At 44.7% G+C, this 14908-nt stretch carries 12 protein-coding genes; 2 read left to right on the top strand and 10 right to left on the bottom strand.

Annotation, left to right across the window (positions count from 1 at the left end; translation table 11 throughout):
• Positions 1-55 precede the first annotated feature (55 nt).
• The 5 genes from QUB64_RS18260 to QUB64_RS18240 all read right to left on the bottom strand — a co-directional run bounded on the left by QUB64_RS18260 (position 56) and on the right by QUB64_RS18240 (position 4657).
• A complete protein-coding gene (locus QUB64_RS18260) occupies positions 56-625 on the bottom strand; it encodes a hypothetical protein (protein WP_333273457.1) in 570 nt (189 codons plus the stop codon).
• Positions 626-926: 301 nt separating this feature from the next.
• Positions 927-1790 (bottom strand): HIT domain-containing protein, encoded by an 864-nt coding sequence (locus QUB64_RS18255; protein ID WP_333273460.1) that lies wholly within the window; start codon positions 1788-1790, stop codon positions 927-929.
• A 182-nt stretch (positions 1791-1972) separates the two neighbouring features.
• Positions 1973-3571 (bottom strand): Hsp70 family protein, encoded by a 1599-nt coding sequence (locus QUB64_RS18250; RefSeq protein ID WP_333273463.1) that lies wholly within the window; start codon positions 3569-3571, stop codon positions 1973-1975.
• Positions 3572-3650: 79 nt separating this feature from the next.
• Positions 3651-4433, bottom strand: coding sequence for a nucleotide exchange factor GrpE (locus QUB64_RS18245; protein WP_333273466.1), 783 nt, complete (start codon positions 4431-4433; stop codon positions 3651-3653).
• An 11-nt stretch (positions 4434-4444) separates the two neighbouring features.
• Positions 4445-4657, bottom strand: coding sequence for a DUF2997 domain-containing protein (locus QUB64_RS18240; RefSeq protein ID WP_333273468.1), 213 nt, complete (start codon positions 4655-4657; stop codon positions 4445-4447).
• A gap of 79 nt (positions 4658-4736) precedes the next feature.
• Between QUB64_RS18240 and QUB64_RS18235 the strand changes: the two genes are divergently transcribed.
• Positions 4737-5771 (top strand): threonine aldolase family protein, encoded by a 1035-nt coding sequence (locus QUB64_RS18235; RefSeq protein ID WP_333273471.1) that lies wholly within the window; start codon positions 4737-4739, stop codon positions 5769-5771.
• 65 nt (positions 5772-5836) lie between these two features.
• On the opposite strand, the gene QUB64_RS18230 is transcribed toward QUB64_RS18235, so the two are convergent.
• Both QUB64_RS18230 and QUB64_RS18225 read right to left on the bottom strand, forming a co-directional pair.
• Entirely contained in the window at positions 5837-6235 is a 399-nt protein-coding gene (locus QUB64_RS18230) for a DUF4112 domain-containing protein (RefSeq protein WP_333273473.1), read from the bottom strand.
• A 272-nt stretch (positions 6236-6507) separates the two neighbouring features.
• Positions 6508-6840 carry a winged helix-turn-helix transcriptional regulator gene (locus QUB64_RS18225; protein WP_333273522.1) on the bottom strand — a complete coding sequence of 111 codons (333 nt, stop codon included), beginning with the start codon at positions 6838-6840 and terminating at the stop codon, positions 6508-6510.
• Positions 6841-7063: 223 nt separating this feature from the next.
• Here QUB64_RS18225 and QUB64_RS18220 point away from each other — a divergent pair, with 223 nt between their 5' ends.
• Positions 7064-7762: a pirin family protein gene (locus tag QUB64_RS18220; protein ID WP_333273476.1), complete on the top strand. Its 699-nt coding sequence runs from the start codon at positions 7064-7066 to the stop codon at positions 7760-7762.
• Positions 7763-8195: 433 nt separating this feature from the next.
• Here the strand turns inward: QUB64_RS18220 and QUB64_RS18215 are convergent, their stop codons facing one another.
• From QUB64_RS18215 to QUB64_RS18205, 3 genes are all read right to left on the bottom strand, one after another.
• Positions 8196-11456: a CHAT domain-containing protein gene (locus QUB64_RS18215; RefSeq protein ID WP_333273477.1), complete on the bottom strand. Its 3261-nt coding sequence runs from the start codon at positions 11454-11456 to the stop codon at positions 8196-8198.
• Between the two features lie 74 nt (positions 11457-11530).
• Positions 11531-13636 (bottom strand): caspase family protein, encoded by a 2106-nt coding sequence (locus tag QUB64_RS18210; RefSeq protein ID WP_333273480.1) that lies wholly within the window; start codon positions 13634-13636, stop codon positions 11531-11533.
• A 218-nt stretch (positions 13637-13854) separates the two neighbouring features.
• Entirely contained in the window at positions 13855-14901 is a 1047-nt protein-coding gene (locus QUB64_RS18205; RefSeq protein WP_333273483.1) for a C39 family peptidase, read from the bottom strand.
• Positions 14902-14908: the final 7 nt, after the last annotated feature.

Raw genomic sequence — 14908 nt, 5'->3', positions numbered from 1 at the left:
GGTGGCTTGCCAATTCAACACTCAGGAAAACTACTTATTGAAAATTTCCCCAAACCTAATCTGGACGTGCGAAACCCGTCCGAGGGTCGCTAATAAACAAACCCAAAACCAGCGAGTCCATCACCGTATCCCAGACAGGAGTCAAACGTTCAGCATCATCAACCCAATAATCAAAAGTAATCAAACACTGAACATTAGAACCCAGCCCGATACAAATCCGCGAATAAGCTTCCCGCTGTTCTGGAGGGTCAATAAACTTAAATTCAGTCCAAACAACCCGAGCAGTTTGCCGCTTTAATTGAATGATTTCCCCAGGAGCGATCGGATTTCTGGTATCATCTTCAACAATCTTCTGTAATAGCGGCACCAGCGGAAATTCTCCCCAATTTCCTGGGGGTAACAAATTAAACGAAACCTCCAAACAACAATCATCATTCGGCGGTTTCTTATCCGTAAACCGGAACGACTTTGTATCCGGTTCAAAATGCCAATCTTCAGGGACATCAAAGCGGACTGCACCTCTTCCTGCGACAAAGATGCGAGTTCCGGGCTTTGACTTCCAATTGTGGTCTTCTTTAAGCTCTAGAGTTTCCTTGAGCCATTCTTGCTTTTTGCGCTTAGACATAAACAGAACACCAAATTACTGCTAATGTGTAGTTTGAGACTTGGAAAACACATTTTAACTCTATTTTGCTCACCGTTTGCTAAAATATAAAAAAACTTACAAAAATTACCACGGGTATCGAGAAACCGGGTTTTTTTGCGAGAATCATTCGTCCAAACCCTAGAATTAATAAAAACCCGGTTTCTTTATTCGCAGCGCCTAATTCCTGTATAACAATCGTTGAAAAAATTATCAATCCCTCTCTTCTCTATTCCTCCGCGTACTCTGCGCCTCTGCGGTAAAAAAAGTATTTTACAAATTGCTAACTTTTATTTTGAACTTGAGGAATCACATATCTAATACCGCCTTTATTTGCAGCGGCATCGCCTTTGTAGCGGGGGATAATATGAATAGCGGCGTGACTGCGACTTTGACCAGCCTGTTTATCAATATTAATTCCGACATTAAAACCGTCAGGCTGAAACTCTTTAATTAACATTTCTTGTACTTTATTCGCCATAAACCAGCAAGCCGATTGCTCTCGAAACGGCAATTCAAAATAATTGGCTGTGTGACGCTTGGGGATAATTAAAACATGACCTTTGCTGGCGGGATAGCCGTCAAACATTGCATAGGCTGTTGCTGACTCCGTGAGCAAAGTTAGCTTGCGGTGCGGATTGCAGAATATGCAGTTATTTGTAGAATTTCTTTGATAGTTGTAATGCACGTACTCATAAATCTCGCAAGACTCATTTAACAGAAATGACTTAAATGGAAGTTTTACAATGCACTGGTAGGTAGGTTTTTTGTGGACGTAATGTTCTCGAAAGCCTTCTTTCTTGATATCTCTTCTCACTGCAAAATACGCTTGACCTCCAGGTTTCAACAAATGCGAAACTTCCATCAGCACATTCGCTTGTTCTTCGGGAAACAAGACATTTAAAACATAAAAGCAAATAATAGTATCGAATTGCTGTTCGGGGAATTCTGGAAAATAATAAGAGTCGTAGCCCGCAATGTCAAAACCTTTTTGCTGTAATAGTTTAACATCGCTACCAAAGCCACAACCAAAGTCTAATATTTTTCCTTGTAGCAAGTTTTGCTCTAATAAAATTTTCGCCGGAAATGATAGATAAATTCTTTCGATTGCCGTCAGGTGGCTGAATTTATTTTGTTGCTTCTTCATGGTGGCATAAATTGGATTTAAATCGATACTCTTCAGTCCGCGGAGGCGGACTTCGTTTGTCTAGCAGCGATTTCAATCGCCGAATTTATTCAGTCCGCACACCATCCGGACTTCGTTTGTCTAGCAGCGATTTCAATCGCCGAATCCGATCTTCGTCAAAAAGCTTAGTAAAAATTATATCATTATTGCAGTTTGGCGATCGCCCCTTTAGCCACCAAAACCTTACCAGTCACCAAATCCCGCACCGTAGCCAACAACACCCGCCTCTGGTCCACCTCAAAACTCACCGAAACCCGATCGATCCCCAAAACCCCCGGCGGATTCAAATGCGCCACACAAACCTGCTGGTGGTGGCTTTCCAAAGAGCGAAAATCGCTGTGTTTGTTGAGCAAACTGCTCGTCATTTGCCCTTTTTCATTAAAAACAACCTCCGCCTGCGACACCTCCGCAACTTCCCCAATATCTAACCTAATTTCCCTTTGACCTTCAATTGCCACTTGTAGCGTCAACTCTTCGGAACTTTCACAAGGATACTTCATTTCTTTGCTAAAAATCGGCGAATAAGCATAAGCTTTAGCATAAGGTTCCCAGAGGCGAATTGCATAGGTGTGGCGCAAATAATCGTCAACACTCGCCAATTGTGTCAAGGCTAAAGCACCGTGCGCCACTGCTTCAAAAGGCTTGTCAGTTTTAACTTTTTGCCGCCCGAAATAGGAAACAACTAAATTAGATACAGCCGGAATCAGAGAAGTGCCTCCTACCAGCAAAACCTGTTCGATATCTGCTTTACTGATACCTTTTCCCAGCGCAATGCTCAACACTTCATCTAAAGATTCCCGCAACTGTTCCAACAACTGCCGAGATTCCAGGATTTCCTCAAGTTGATCTCGGTTTAGCTGCAAGTCGTAAGACATAAAATTTTCGTCATCAAACCAACTTTCCTTCGCCTCATTAACTTGAGAAACTTGAATCTTTAACTTTTCCGCTATTTCTAATAAATTTTGCCAGCCCACGCCGCCAACTTCTGCGCGCGACGAACCAATTTGCCGCAAATAATCTTCAACAATCCAGATGTCAATATCTTCGCCGCCGACATAAGCATCGGATTTTGCTAACACTTCGCCGCGCATTAAATTCGGACTCTGAGATTGGCTATTTTTGACAGAGGAAGGAGGCGCTGTGCGCACCAAACTTAAATCTAAAGTACCGCCGCCAAAATCGACTACTAAAACTAAAGAACCGGGGCGTTTCACGGCATATCCCAGGGCGGCGGCTGTAGATTCATCGATTAGCTGAACTTCCTCAACTCCTAAGTTTTCCGCCAAGTCGCGAAACCAATCCAGATAGCGCTCAAATGCTCCGACTGGCACTGTAAAAATTAGTTTGTTTGGTTGGATATTTTGGTGATATAATTGTTTCCATATAGTTCTAATAAATTGTTCTGCTACTGATTCTGGTGTGTAGGTTTCGCCGTCTAAATTCCTGGCTGGAGGCTGATAATCGGCGGCTAAATCGCGTTTAAAAGCTTTGAAAAAACGGTCGGGCTGGGATTGTCCTAAGCGTTGCGCTCGCACTTTTTCTCCCAACACCAACTCCCTCGCATTTTTCACAAACACTAAAGTCGGCACTACAGGTATTTCTCGAATATCTGCGCCCGATTTATTCGTTTTAAAAATCCGGGACATCTCGCCCAACCTCAAAGTTTCTGGTGTTTGCGTGTCCGGGTTGAGAATGCAGACAACTGTGTTGCTGGTACCGAAGTCAATTGCAACTGTAGCCATGTCGATTTTAGATTTTAGATTTTAGATTTATTGGCGAAGATTGAGAATTTTAGATTTCATGCTTCGGGAGATTTTAGATTTACTTTTTCATGCCCGCTGGAAGAGTGCGACTAACTTTAGCAGGAGTAAGAATTTCCTCTCGATTCCGATACCCGACAAATCTAACATAGACTAATTCTCCTTCTACTATATCCTCAACATCCGGCTGGTGCAACTGCGGATTGTAAGTCACTTGTTCCCAAGCCGAACCGATTGTTTCAAAATCCCAACTAGACAAGAGATTTTCTAAGGGAGTAAACAAAGCAGAGAGATTTTTTGCAGGCATATCCGGCTTGGCTTCGGCCATTTTGCGGGCGGCGGGATAGTTGGTTAACAAAGTTTGCAACTGTTCAAAGGTGGCGCGCCGAAAATCGGCAGTGAGTTGAGTTTTTTGCTGCTGCAATTCTTCGCGCAGCCGGAAACACTGCTGTTTCAATTCTTCGATTTCGCTGGGAGACGTGGTGATTCCAGTCGATACGGGCAGTGCGCTTAAAGTGCGATCGAATTCCTGGAAATTCAAATTTAGCACAGTTGCCAGCCGCCGCAGTTGGTTCAGCGTGAGTTTTCCCACGTCTCCCTGCCGCACTAGGCGCACCCCGAACCGACTTAAGCCGGCTTTTTCGCCTAAATCTTGCCAATCGAGAATCTCTAGCTGATTCATGCGTTCCCGGAGGACTGTATCGTACTTAAAGTCGATCGCATCTCCGGCCTCCGATGCAGCATAAGCATAGACTAAAATTAGAAAAATGCCCCCGACAGCTAGCGCGATACCGAAAGCAGGCCCTGTTGTTATATCAACTGTTGCACCGAGGAGATAGAACATTGTTAATTTTTCTAAACTTGTTTTAAAGTCTGAGTTTGTTCGGCGGTCAAATTTTCTTCGCCTTGGTAGTATTCTGGCAGCAAGTCTTGAGATTCTACTTTACCGAGGGCTGTTTCAATTCCGGCGGTGGTTTCGGTACAACTCGAACCTGTGGCGTTGAGGACGGTTTCGGTAATTTTGCCGTCTTTGCCGATGCGGTATTCTATTTGGCGATACTCTGCCATAGTTCCTCTTAGTTTAATGTTTGACGGTTGAGTTGTGACTGTTGAGTTATATTATAGATTCTGTTTACCGATTATTCAAATGAATTTTTGTAGCGACAATGCAACCGGGGTTTCGCCGGAAATTATGGCAGCGATTGCAGCCGCTAATTGTGGTGCAGTTATGTCCTATGGAGACGATGAATATACACAGCGTTTGCAAGTTAAATTTTCCGAGTTGTTCGAGACATCGGTGACAGTTTTTCCGGTAGCAACCGGTTCTGCTGCTAACGCTTTAGCCCTAGCAGTGATGACTCCTCCTTACGGGGCTGTTTACTGTCACGCTCAATCTCACATTAATCTGGATGAATGCGGCGCGCCGGAGTTTTTTACGGGCGGTGCAAAGTTGGTGACATTAACAGGAAGTCATGGTAAGGTCAAGGCAGAGACTTTAGGTGAAATAGTCGATCGCGCCGGTGCAGGAGTCGTCCACCACGTACAGCCCGCCGCCGTCAGCATCACGCAAGCCACAGAAGCCGGCACAGTCTACAATCCAGCGGAAATTGCCCAGATTTCGGAGGTTGTGCGCAGCCATAATTTGCACCTGCACATGGACGGAGCTCGCTTTGCTAATGCTGTGGCGAGTTTGGGCTGTGCTCCTGCGGAGATTACTTGGCGCGCAGGTGTGGATATTCTCTCGTTTGGAGCGACAAAAAACGGCGCAATGGCTGCGGAAGCTGTGGTATTTTTTAATCAAGAATTAGCAAAGACTTTCCCATTTTACCGCAAGCGCAGCGGGCATCTGTTCTCAAAGATGCGGTTTTTGTCTGCGCAGTTGGAAGCATATATAACGGATGATTTGTGGCTAAAGAATGCGACTCACGCCAATAAGATGGCAGCTAAATTAGCCCAAGGTTTGGCGGGATTTGAGAAAGTCAACTTTTGCCATCCTGTCGAAGCTAACGAGATTTTTGTGCAGCTTCCCGAATCATTGATTGCAGCAGCTTTGAATCAGGGTTTTCAGTTTTATGGGTGGGATAAATCTAGCGTGAGACTGGTAACGGCTTTTAATACTAAAGAAGCAGATGTTAATGCTTTTGTTGATTTTTGTAAGGGCGAGCTTTCCCATAATATTTAAAACGGTTCGTAGTGAGGACTTCAGTCCTTCTAAAAACCTAAGGACTCGTATTCCTCACTACGAACCTAGAGTTTAATCGATTCAGGAATAGGTTCTGCAACAGCGGCTAATTCCGGTTCCTCTGCTTCGAGATGCGATTCCAAAAGCGCCAAATTTCTCATATTTGACTTATAAAAAGCATCAAAGATATCTCCGACTAAAGGCACTGAGCCAATAACAGCTTCTAGACCGATATTGTAAATCATTTTGCCTAGGGTTTTGCCGGGGATATTGAATTGAGTAGCCAAATAAATTAGGTAGGCGGAAAACGCAGTATCTACTATATCCCCAGCACCGGGAACTAAACCGATAATTGGATCTAAACCAATGCGAAATTTAGTGCCGGGGATACCAATGGCGGTATCCATCAGGCGGCTGAGTTTGCGGATGCGGTTGAGGGTGGCGAGACGCTCTATTTTGTTCATGCTATTATTGTTCAACTAGCTGGAAAAATTGCCATCAGTCGGAAGACGGAAAAAGCATCGCCCTGACAGGTTCGTAGTGAGGACTTCAGTCCTATTCAAGTCATAAAGGACTCGCATTCCTCACTACAAACTTTATAACAGGTTCGTAGTGAGGACTTCAGTCCTCTTCAAATCAGAGAGGACTGAAGTCCTCACTACAAACTTTATAAGGGTTATTTTATGATATAATCGGCGACGATCGCAAATTGGGAATTAACTAGACTTGAATAAACTTAACTATAGTTAATATGCTTAATTCCCCATTCGTGCATCGTATCAATAATCGGTTTGAGACTTTCGCCCAAAGGCGTGAGCGAATATTCAACTTTCGGCGGAACTTGCAGGTAAATTTCCCGATGCACAATCCCGTCTGACTCCATCTCCCGCAATTGCTGCGTCAGCATTTTTTGAGTAATGCCGTTGACAGCTCGTTGCAGCTCGTTAAAACGCTTCACTCCTTGAAACAACTCCCGCAGAATTAAGACTTTCCAGCGCCCGCCAATCACCTCTAAAGTCCTCTCGACCGGGCAATTTGCGCGCTCAATACTTCCGGCTTTAACTTGCATAGTATCTTTTTGGTAACTACCGCACTTTTCAGTACGTACTTCCCATAATAGCTTGACTCGGTTTAAAGTAGAAACATCCCAGGAATACCCGAGAATTTTCACTAATACCAGTTCCCGAAAACAATGGAACTGTAGGCCCGTACTCCCAAACACGAGCGACCTCAGTCATTCCCAATTATTCAATCTAAAATCTAAAATCTAAAATCGCAGGAGGATTCAGAAAATGATTACCATCAGAAAAAGTGCAGCAAGAGGACACGCTAATCGCGGTTGGCTGGACAGTTATCACACATTTTCCTTTGCCGATTATTACGATCGCAATTATATGAATTTTCGCTCGTTGCGGGTAATCAACGAGGATGTGATTAGCCCCGGCAAAGGTTTCGGCACTCACGGGCACAGGGACATGGAAATCATTACCTATGTACTGGAAGGAGCATTAGAACATAAGGACAGTTTGGGTACTGGTGCAGCGATTAAACCCGGTGAAGTGCAGCGGATGAGTGCAGGTACGGGCATCCAGCACAGCGAGTTCAATCACTCGCAAACTGACCCAGTTCATTTGCTGCAAATCTGGCTGTTACCCGATACAAATGGCTTAGAGCCGAGTTACGAACAGCGGGAGTTTCCCCTAGCAGAAAGGCGCGGACAACTGCGGTTGGTGGCGGCGCATGATGCGAGAGATGGTGCGGTGAAAGTGCATCAAGATGTGGATTTGTACGCTGCTGTTTTGGATAAAAACTCGCGGGTTTCTCATGCTTTGCAGCCAAATCGCCATGCTTGGATACAAGTTGCTCGCGGCGCTGTTTTGCTCAACGGCTTGACTTTAGAAAAAGGTGACGGTGCGGCGGTTAGCGGCGAGGCTGAGTTGGCGATCGAAGCGGCGGAAGATGCGGAATTTTTGCTGTTCGATTTGGCATAAAATTGTCATAGTACAAACATTGTTTCTGTATGGTTATACCTCCTATTTCACCATTATTCCAGGTTTCTATTGTCAGCAAAGGGTTGGCTGGTGGGGTGGGGCGGGTTTATTTAATCTGTTTGTACTGTTTGGGATTATTGGTGAACCCGCCCCTACCAGCTTGTTGGGAATGATGCCAAATATTAGTTGCAGGTGCGTCAGTTCTTAAACTCTGCATTATGCAGAAAAAACTCTAGCTGACGCACCCTACTAATACCGTTTAATTTAGCATAAAATGCCGCATCCTAACATACTGAGCAGCAGTTTGACGGTCGATCGCACTTTTCTAAATAATAGTTAAGATTTCCGCTCTGTAGCTCTGTCTTGGTTAAGCTATATAGATGGGTTTTCACTCATCAGCTTCCCCGGCAAAGGACGATCAGCAATATTCTAGTTACTGAGATACTCCCACCAACTTACCTGTAGTTGCAAAGCTGAAAGCACTGTTCGCTTCACCAATTAGGGTAAAGGCAGCCCAGTTGATTGGATTGGGATATTCTTTCATTTTCATTACGGTCAGCATCGCTTGCCGCAACGCCTGAGCTTTGTCTAACTTGCGATCGAGATTTTGATAAAACTGCACCATTAACAAGGCGGTGGAAGCATCTGGTACTGACCACAGGGACACAATCACGCTGGGAACGCCTGCCGCAATCAAGGAGCGAGACAGCCCGATCGCACCATCCCCAGTTAATGTTCCTTGTCCGGTGTCACAAGCACTCAGAACGACTAACTCAGCATTGAGTTTGAATTCCAAAATTTCTGCTGCTGTTAGCAAACCGTCATCTGTTGCTGATGGTGCTAGCACTATGGCTCCTGGGACATCCTGTTTCCTGAAGTCTTCGAGCAAGCCGTGGGTTGCTAAGTGAATAATCCGTGAAGATGGCATTCGTTTGACAATCGCAACTTTAGTAGCTTCGTTGCCGATTAATGCCTGAGTGTGCAATAAAGGAGCTATGGCTAGAGCTTCCTTTTCTGCACCAGGAAGAGAGTCTAACTTTTCAGGTTTTTGCCCAAATTCAAATGAAATAGACGGCATAGTAGGATTGCCAACTACCAGCATATCTTCCATACCTACCGCTTGGACTCGTTCCTGCTGTTCGTGAGTTAGTTCTAGAACTTTGATTGAGGTAGCTGTGAGGATAGTGTGTTGCTCAATTAAATACTTACCCGACTCATTTTTGAGAGCTGGGAATGGAACTAGGAATAGTGAACCTTGGGGAATAAAGATGACGCGCTCATCCACATTGGTTGGTAAAAGGTCAGCGATATCTTCGATCAGAATGCGATAAAGTTTCTGCGATCGCTCAACCGGGTCACCAGGGACTGTTTCTTCCTTGTCCACTACAGCCTTGCGGTTCAGCCCCCTAGCACCAATCGAGTGGCGATAATTGCCAACCAGTTTTTCCAAAGAGGTAATACGTCCTTGTAACAAGGGTTTGAGGTAAACCGATTTAAAAGTGATTTCACCTGTGGGTTTAATCACCCAAATAAACAGTTTTGATTGCCGTAATTTGGCTTCTGTTGTGCCATCATAATTATTAATAATTGTGTATTCTACGAGGGTGGAATTCTGAGATTTTGCTACATTTTTAATCTGTTCAATTGTCAGATGAAATTTTGGTACTGGCTCCGGTTGGCTTGAAGATAACTGTCTTGCTAATAGATAGGCAATTGCTCTAGCACGACCGCGGTCTGAAATTTCTAAAGCCTCTTCAAATCTTTGCTGCTCAATTAATACTTCTTGCATAACAAGATAAGCCATCTGTTGGATATCCAACATTGATGTTTTTTCTCGATCGTTGTTGCCATTGCCTGCCCAGGTTGTTTCATAAACTTCAATAGCCTGGTGTAGGTGACTTTCTGCTTCTCCTAAGTTTTTAGCTTTGAAAAAAGCCAATCCTAATCGTTCCAGATTGATGGCTTCTGACTGCCATTCTTTGTATTCCTTGGCAATCTTCAACCCCTGCTGGAAATATTCAATAGCCTGGTTGTAATTTTCTTGATATAGATAAACAGCCCCTATATTTCCCACAGCAAACATTTCTCCGTAGGCGTCGCCGATTTCCTTGGCTTTAGCTAAACTCTGCTGATAGTAATCAATTGCACTGTTGTAGTCTTCTTGCAGCGCCCAGACATTTCCTATATTTTCTAAAGCTAACGATTGACCGCGCAAATCACTAATTTCTAGAGCAATTCTCAAACTTTCCTCATGGCAATCAATTATCTTTTGATAATCCTCGCTAGTTTTGCTCTCTCTTCTACCTAGGGAGATACCAAGACTTCCAAGAATACGCCCCTGAAAAGAACGATCGCCAATTTCCCGTGCTATATCTAAACTCTGCTGAAAGTATTCAATCGCCTTTTCGTATCTGTTGAAAACATCATAAGCTATTCCAAAATTGTAGAGAACGTTGGCTTCTCCAGCACGATCGCCACTGATTCGATAAATGCTCAGGGCTTGTTGATAAGAGTTTAAAGATGCTTCAAATTCTCTATTCTGATATTGTTCTTGACCTCGATCGTGATACGTACCCCCTAAGTTTTGTAAAGCTAGGATGGCAAGATTTCCTCCCCAGCTATCCTCTACCTCTCGATAGATGGTCAAAGCTTGTCGATCGGACGCTAAAGCAGCATCAAGCTGATTAGTCTTGCTCTGTTCAAGACCTTGCCGCAACAGAGAATCAGCCTCAGCTTGACGAGAGCTAATTGAGATATCAATAACTTGAGTTTCATCAGCAACAGACACTATAGGAGGCGTTAAAGTAGCACCGAGTTCAAGCTGTTTGATATTGTCTAGTGCAGCTTGGTAATGGTAATCATCTGTCCTGCCTTGTTGTACATATAAATCAGCCGCTTTTTGAGAATCTTCAATAGCGCCCTGACGGTTCCCTAAGTAATAACGTGCAGTGGCTCGATGGTAATAGGTTTCCGGCTCATTGGGATTAATTTGCAGTGACTGTTCGCAGTCTTCTAATGCACCTTGGTAATCTCCAACTTGCGATCGGACAAAACCCCGATTAGTGTAAGCTTGGTCAAACTCAGGATTAATCTGCAAGGCTCGGTTGCAGTCTTCCAAAGCGCCATGAGGCTCTCCAAGTTCTGCGCGAACAAAGCATCGGTTAGAGTAAGCTTGAGCGTCATCTGGAGCAATGGTCAGCGCTTGTGTCCAGTCCTCAAGAGCGCCTTTAAGGTTTCTGAGATTAGAGCGAGCCAGACCTCGGTTGACGTAAGCTTCAGCATAGTTGGGATTGAGGCGTATTGCTTTGGTACAGTCCTCAATGGCTTCCCGGTTATTTCCTAGTCGAGTGCGGGTAAGACTCCGATTAACGTAAGCTTCAATCTCTAAGGGATTAATCCGCAACACCTGAGTGTAGTCTTCAACAGCACCTTGCTGATTTCCAAGCGCTGTATGGGCGGAGGCTCGACTCCTGTAAACATCCACCCAGTCGGGATTAATTTGTAATGCTAAATCGTAATCTCCAATGGCTCCTTGAGTATCACCCAGTTGGCTGCGAGCAAGCCCTCGTAGATAATAAGCTTCAGCTAAGTTGGGATTAATGTGTAGTACCTGATTAAATGCCTCGATCGCTTCCTCATAGTTTTTTTGGTTAAAGCAGTCAACACCGTGCTGTAAGAAGTCAAACTCGCTCATTTTGAGCCTCCCATTCTGAAACGAAAAACGGTTATACAAACGCCGCTCAGGGGGATATCGCCCCCTGATTCTGCTTACCTGGTCACGGTCACTGTCACCGATTTAGTCATCCAACCTCGGTTGGGATCGTCAACTTGTACTGCACGAAGAGAAAGTTCATTATCAACGTCAGCACTAATCGCTGCGAGGAGTTTATCGAGTGGGTTTGTGCTGTTTCTTGCTGCTTCTTGTTCTCCTTTTTCTACTGCTGATTTAGGTTCAATCGGTGCGTCGAGAGGTGGTAATTTTAGCCAGTGAAACTTAGCCGATTTGTTGGCAACAGCAAAGACCTTCAAAATGTCTTGGCCTTCTTTGTATCCATTGGGAAGACTGAATTTTATGGGGATTAACTCTTCGGCTCCGGGACTAAATGTGGCAAACTCTGCACCATCTCCAAAAATATCGAGTTGATCGATCGCCCAATTTGACTGAAAATCTAGTACGACAACGCTCAAATCTTGAGGAGAATCATTCTTGATATGCAAGTATGTTCTTTCTGCCTCCTTCAGGGTTTGCGTTGTTGGGTCAGCCAAGGGATTTTTGTTTTCGTCTGCTAACTGGACGATTAGCTTGTTGGTTAAAGCTGAAGTATTTTTAAGCACTTCGGCAGCCTGATACTTAGCGAGATGGATTAAGCGTTTGACTACCTTTTCAGGAGCATTAGGCTCGTTTACCTTCAGGTGTGGTCGTAAATTTTCAAATGGCTCTCCACTTGGGTCGCAAATTTCGTATTCGCCATCTTTAGTGATAGCAACTTGGTATTGTTCGGCTTGACCTTCAGAAACTAACTCTACCCAACCTTTTCCTACATGAGGAATAGCTGACTTGATTGCCGCGAGTGCTTCAGCCTGAATTTTTAGTATCTCTGGAGGCAGCACCTGATTTGGTGGCAGTTTCCGATCTCCTGTATCCTCTTGTTTGAAAAACAGACGGACTCGCTGGATAAGCTCTATAGGGGCGGCCAACATGACTGCTGGAGCTCCAGCCTCAACCTTGCTTCCTACCGGCAAGGAATCAGGCTCAATAACCGCCCAAGCATTTACTACAGTGATGTCTTCTGTAACTTCAACAATTGCTAATTCCTTCTGATTGAAATCCGTTGTTCCCAATGGATAAATGGCAAACTGTGCGCCTTTGCCAATACCCTGCGCTCTGCCAGCGTCCAACAGCACCCTCTTCTCGGCTGGATCTACCTTAATAACATGGACAGTGTAATGATACTCTGTGCGATCGCTGCCAAAGACTTGACGATTTCCCTCACCGAAAAGCATGGGGCTTTGAGTTTGAAACTGGCCCTGCACCTTAGCATAGATGCGATCGTAAAGTAACTGATAAGTCAGTTCAGAACTCCGGTTAGCTAAAGTATCTAACAGCCAGTAAGTCAGCGCTCCCTGACGCTCTGTACCATTAAAAGCATACTCATAGGCCAATTCCGAAGGACGACAAGCAGCCAGTACAACATACTCGCTCAACTGAGGGAACCAACCCCCAGGAGTCGCATTGCGAGCTGTTCCCCCGGTTAAGCCCCAGTTACGGATCAATTCCTCCTCTGATGCTACTAAGCTGTCGGTTCGTCGCTGGGAGTTGTCATCGCTATCCCCTCCTCGAATGTCAGAGTATTCACCTCGTGTTTCCCCTCCAGAATGGCAGCTATCTAGCACAACTGTGACAACTAATCCCTTGTCAGTCATCCGTTTGAGAAGTGTTATGAATTCAAGATCGCGCAGATAGCGGGATTTGTCTTCGCCAATGTCCATTGGGACGAGTGCTTCATCGAATTGCCCCTGTCCTCTGAGTTGTGGATAAATTGTCGCCGCACGTCCTCCATGCCCAGAATAGTGAATGTATACCTGCTCTCCCTGTTTCGCTATTTCTGTAATGGCATCAAACTTCGCCACAATATTTTCATAAGTTGGTTCCGGGTCTTTCGTTTCGATGGTTTCAGCCACTTCGGGATTCGGAGAAGTCAGCTTAAAAATCCGTTCGGATGGAATATTCAGTGTCTTTAAGAGGTAGCTTGCTACAAGATTAATGTCGCGCACGCATCCTTTAAGATTCTTGTAGAACCGATTAGGTTTATAGCCGTCAATTCCAATTAATAAGGCGTAAATATTCGGTGTTTGCTCAGATTTATCAGTCATGATATTGCTTCACTTTCTAGTTTTTACTCAATCGGGCTAAGAACTCGCTCTCTTTATATTCCAATAGGGTTCAGTTAAGCCATATCCCCCTAGCCCCCATTAAAAATGGGGGACAATAACTTAATCTTGCGTCCCCCGAATCGTTGCGGGGATGCGACGGGGATATCCGAGGAACAAACAGTTTTAACTGAACCGTTTTGCTTGAGATACACCCAAGTCTATTGGGAAATAAAATGCACCCAAAACTGTCCATCAGGAATGCAGGCTTCCCGAATTAAGTTGTAAGAGTAATGCTGAAACTTACCCTTTTCATTGTTTCCTTCTGGGTCGTTGAAATCGTAGCCATCAGCAAACCATTCGCCGTAGGGATCGTGAACGATGAAGCCAGTGCTGTCGTATCCAACCACTACAATAATGTGACCGGATCGGGTAAAGTAGCCGTGTATTATTGCCGGCTTTTTGTTGCCTAACCAGTCTTTTACCTCGTCGATGGTTGCTGCTTGGGTGAAGCTATCTTTCGCTCCGTAGTCTCGTACAATTTGAGCCAGATCGTTAGGATCGTGCCTGTCTAATCCCTGGTCTAAGGCATATCGGTAAAGCTCGTCTTCAAACTGTCCCTCACTTGTACGGCGAGGAACTTCAAAGTATTCTAAGCACATAGCAAGTGAAGTCACATTGCAAGCGCCTGTAGGGTTTTCGATATTGTCATTCTGAGGTTTATAGGGGACATCAAACTTTATTTGATCGGGGTTTTGTTGGGGATAAACTTTATTGTTACCCTCCAAAACTTCGACGTGTTCTGCAAAGACATACCAAACCACAGAGTTATGGAATGGTTCGCTTAAGGTAATTTTTAAATGTTGGCGCTCCACGTCAAAAAAGACAAGATTGAGTTGAGTTCCCGCAGTGAGATTGTACTTCTGTTTGTCAGAGAGGGCCTCAGATTGGAGTGGTTTATTCTTGATGATGGTGTTCTTAATCACCTGAAGCAGGATTGACGCATCTCCTCTGGTTACCCCTTTTGGAGCTGCTATTAATTTGTCAGCGGTTTGGGGCCCGAGAAATTCTGGTTCGTCACAGCCAGTCTGTTGCTGAAATCTCTTGAGAGCTGCTGTGGACAACAAGCCAAATGTGTCCTCTGGTGGATCGTTGAGCAATCCCTGCTCGATGAATAGCTTTTGGAGTTCAACGGTTAACTCTTTGTCTTTTGCAATGTCGTTGGTATCGTAGCGGATATTTTTGCCGACGAAATCTTGGATATTCATAGGTCTT

This window comes from Microcoleus sp. Aus8_D2, from assembly GCF_036702665.1.
GTDB lineage: Bacteria > Cyanobacteriota > Cyanobacteriia > Cyanobacteriales > Microcoleaceae > Microcoleus.
This window is presented reverse-complemented; position numbering and strand designations above follow the sequence as displayed.

What these genes read in the sequence shown, in the direction of transcription:
- QUB64_RS18260 (WP_333273457.1), bottom strand. Translation starts at nt 625, where the DNA reads ATGTCTAAGCGCAAAAAGCAAGAATGGCTCAAGGAAACTCTAGAGCTT.
- QUB64_RS18255 (WP_333273460.1), bottom strand. Translation starts at nt 1,790, where the DNA reads ATGAAGAAGCAACAAAATAAATTCAGCCACCTGACGGCAATCGAAAGA.
- QUB64_RS18250 (WP_333273463.1), bottom strand. Translation starts at nt 3,571, where the DNA reads ATGGCTACAGTTGCAATTGACTTCGGTACCAGCAACACAGTTGTCTGC.
- QUB64_RS18245 (WP_333273466.1), bottom strand. Translation starts at nt 4,433, where the DNA reads ATGTTCTATCTCCTCGGTGCAACAGTTGATATAACAACAGGGCCTGCT.
- QUB64_RS18240 (WP_333273468.1), bottom strand. Translation starts at nt 4,657, where the DNA reads ATGGCAGAGTATCGCCAAATAGAATACCGCATCGGCAAAGACGGCAAA.
- QUB64_RS18235 (WP_333273471.1), top strand. Translation starts at nt 4,737, where the DNA reads ATGAATTTTTGTAGCGACAATGCAACCGGGGTTTCGCCGGAAATTATG.
- QUB64_RS18230 (WP_333273473.1), bottom strand. Translation starts at nt 6,235, where the DNA reads ATGAACAAAATAGAGCGTCTCGCCACCCTCAACCGCATCCGCAAACTC.
- QUB64_RS18225 (WP_333273522.1), bottom strand. Translation starts at nt 6,840, where the DNA reads ATGCAAGTTAAAGCCGGAAGTATTGAGCGCGCAAATTGCCCGGTCGAG.
- QUB64_RS18220 (WP_333273476.1), top strand. Translation starts at nt 7,064, where the DNA reads ATGATTACCATCAGAAAAAGTGCAGCAAGAGGACACGCTAATCGCGGT.
- QUB64_RS18215 (WP_333273477.1), bottom strand. Translation starts at nt 11,456, where the DNA reads ATGAGCGAGTTTGACTTCTTACAGCACGGTGTTGACTGCTTTAACCAA.
- QUB64_RS18210 (WP_333273480.1), bottom strand. Translation starts at nt 13,636, where the DNA reads ATGACTGATAAATCTGAGCAAACACCGAATATTTACGCCTTATTAATT.
- QUB64_RS18205 (WP_333273483.1), bottom strand. Translation starts at nt 14,901, where the DNA reads ATGAATATCCAAGATTTCGTCGGCAAAAATATCCGCTACGATACCAAC.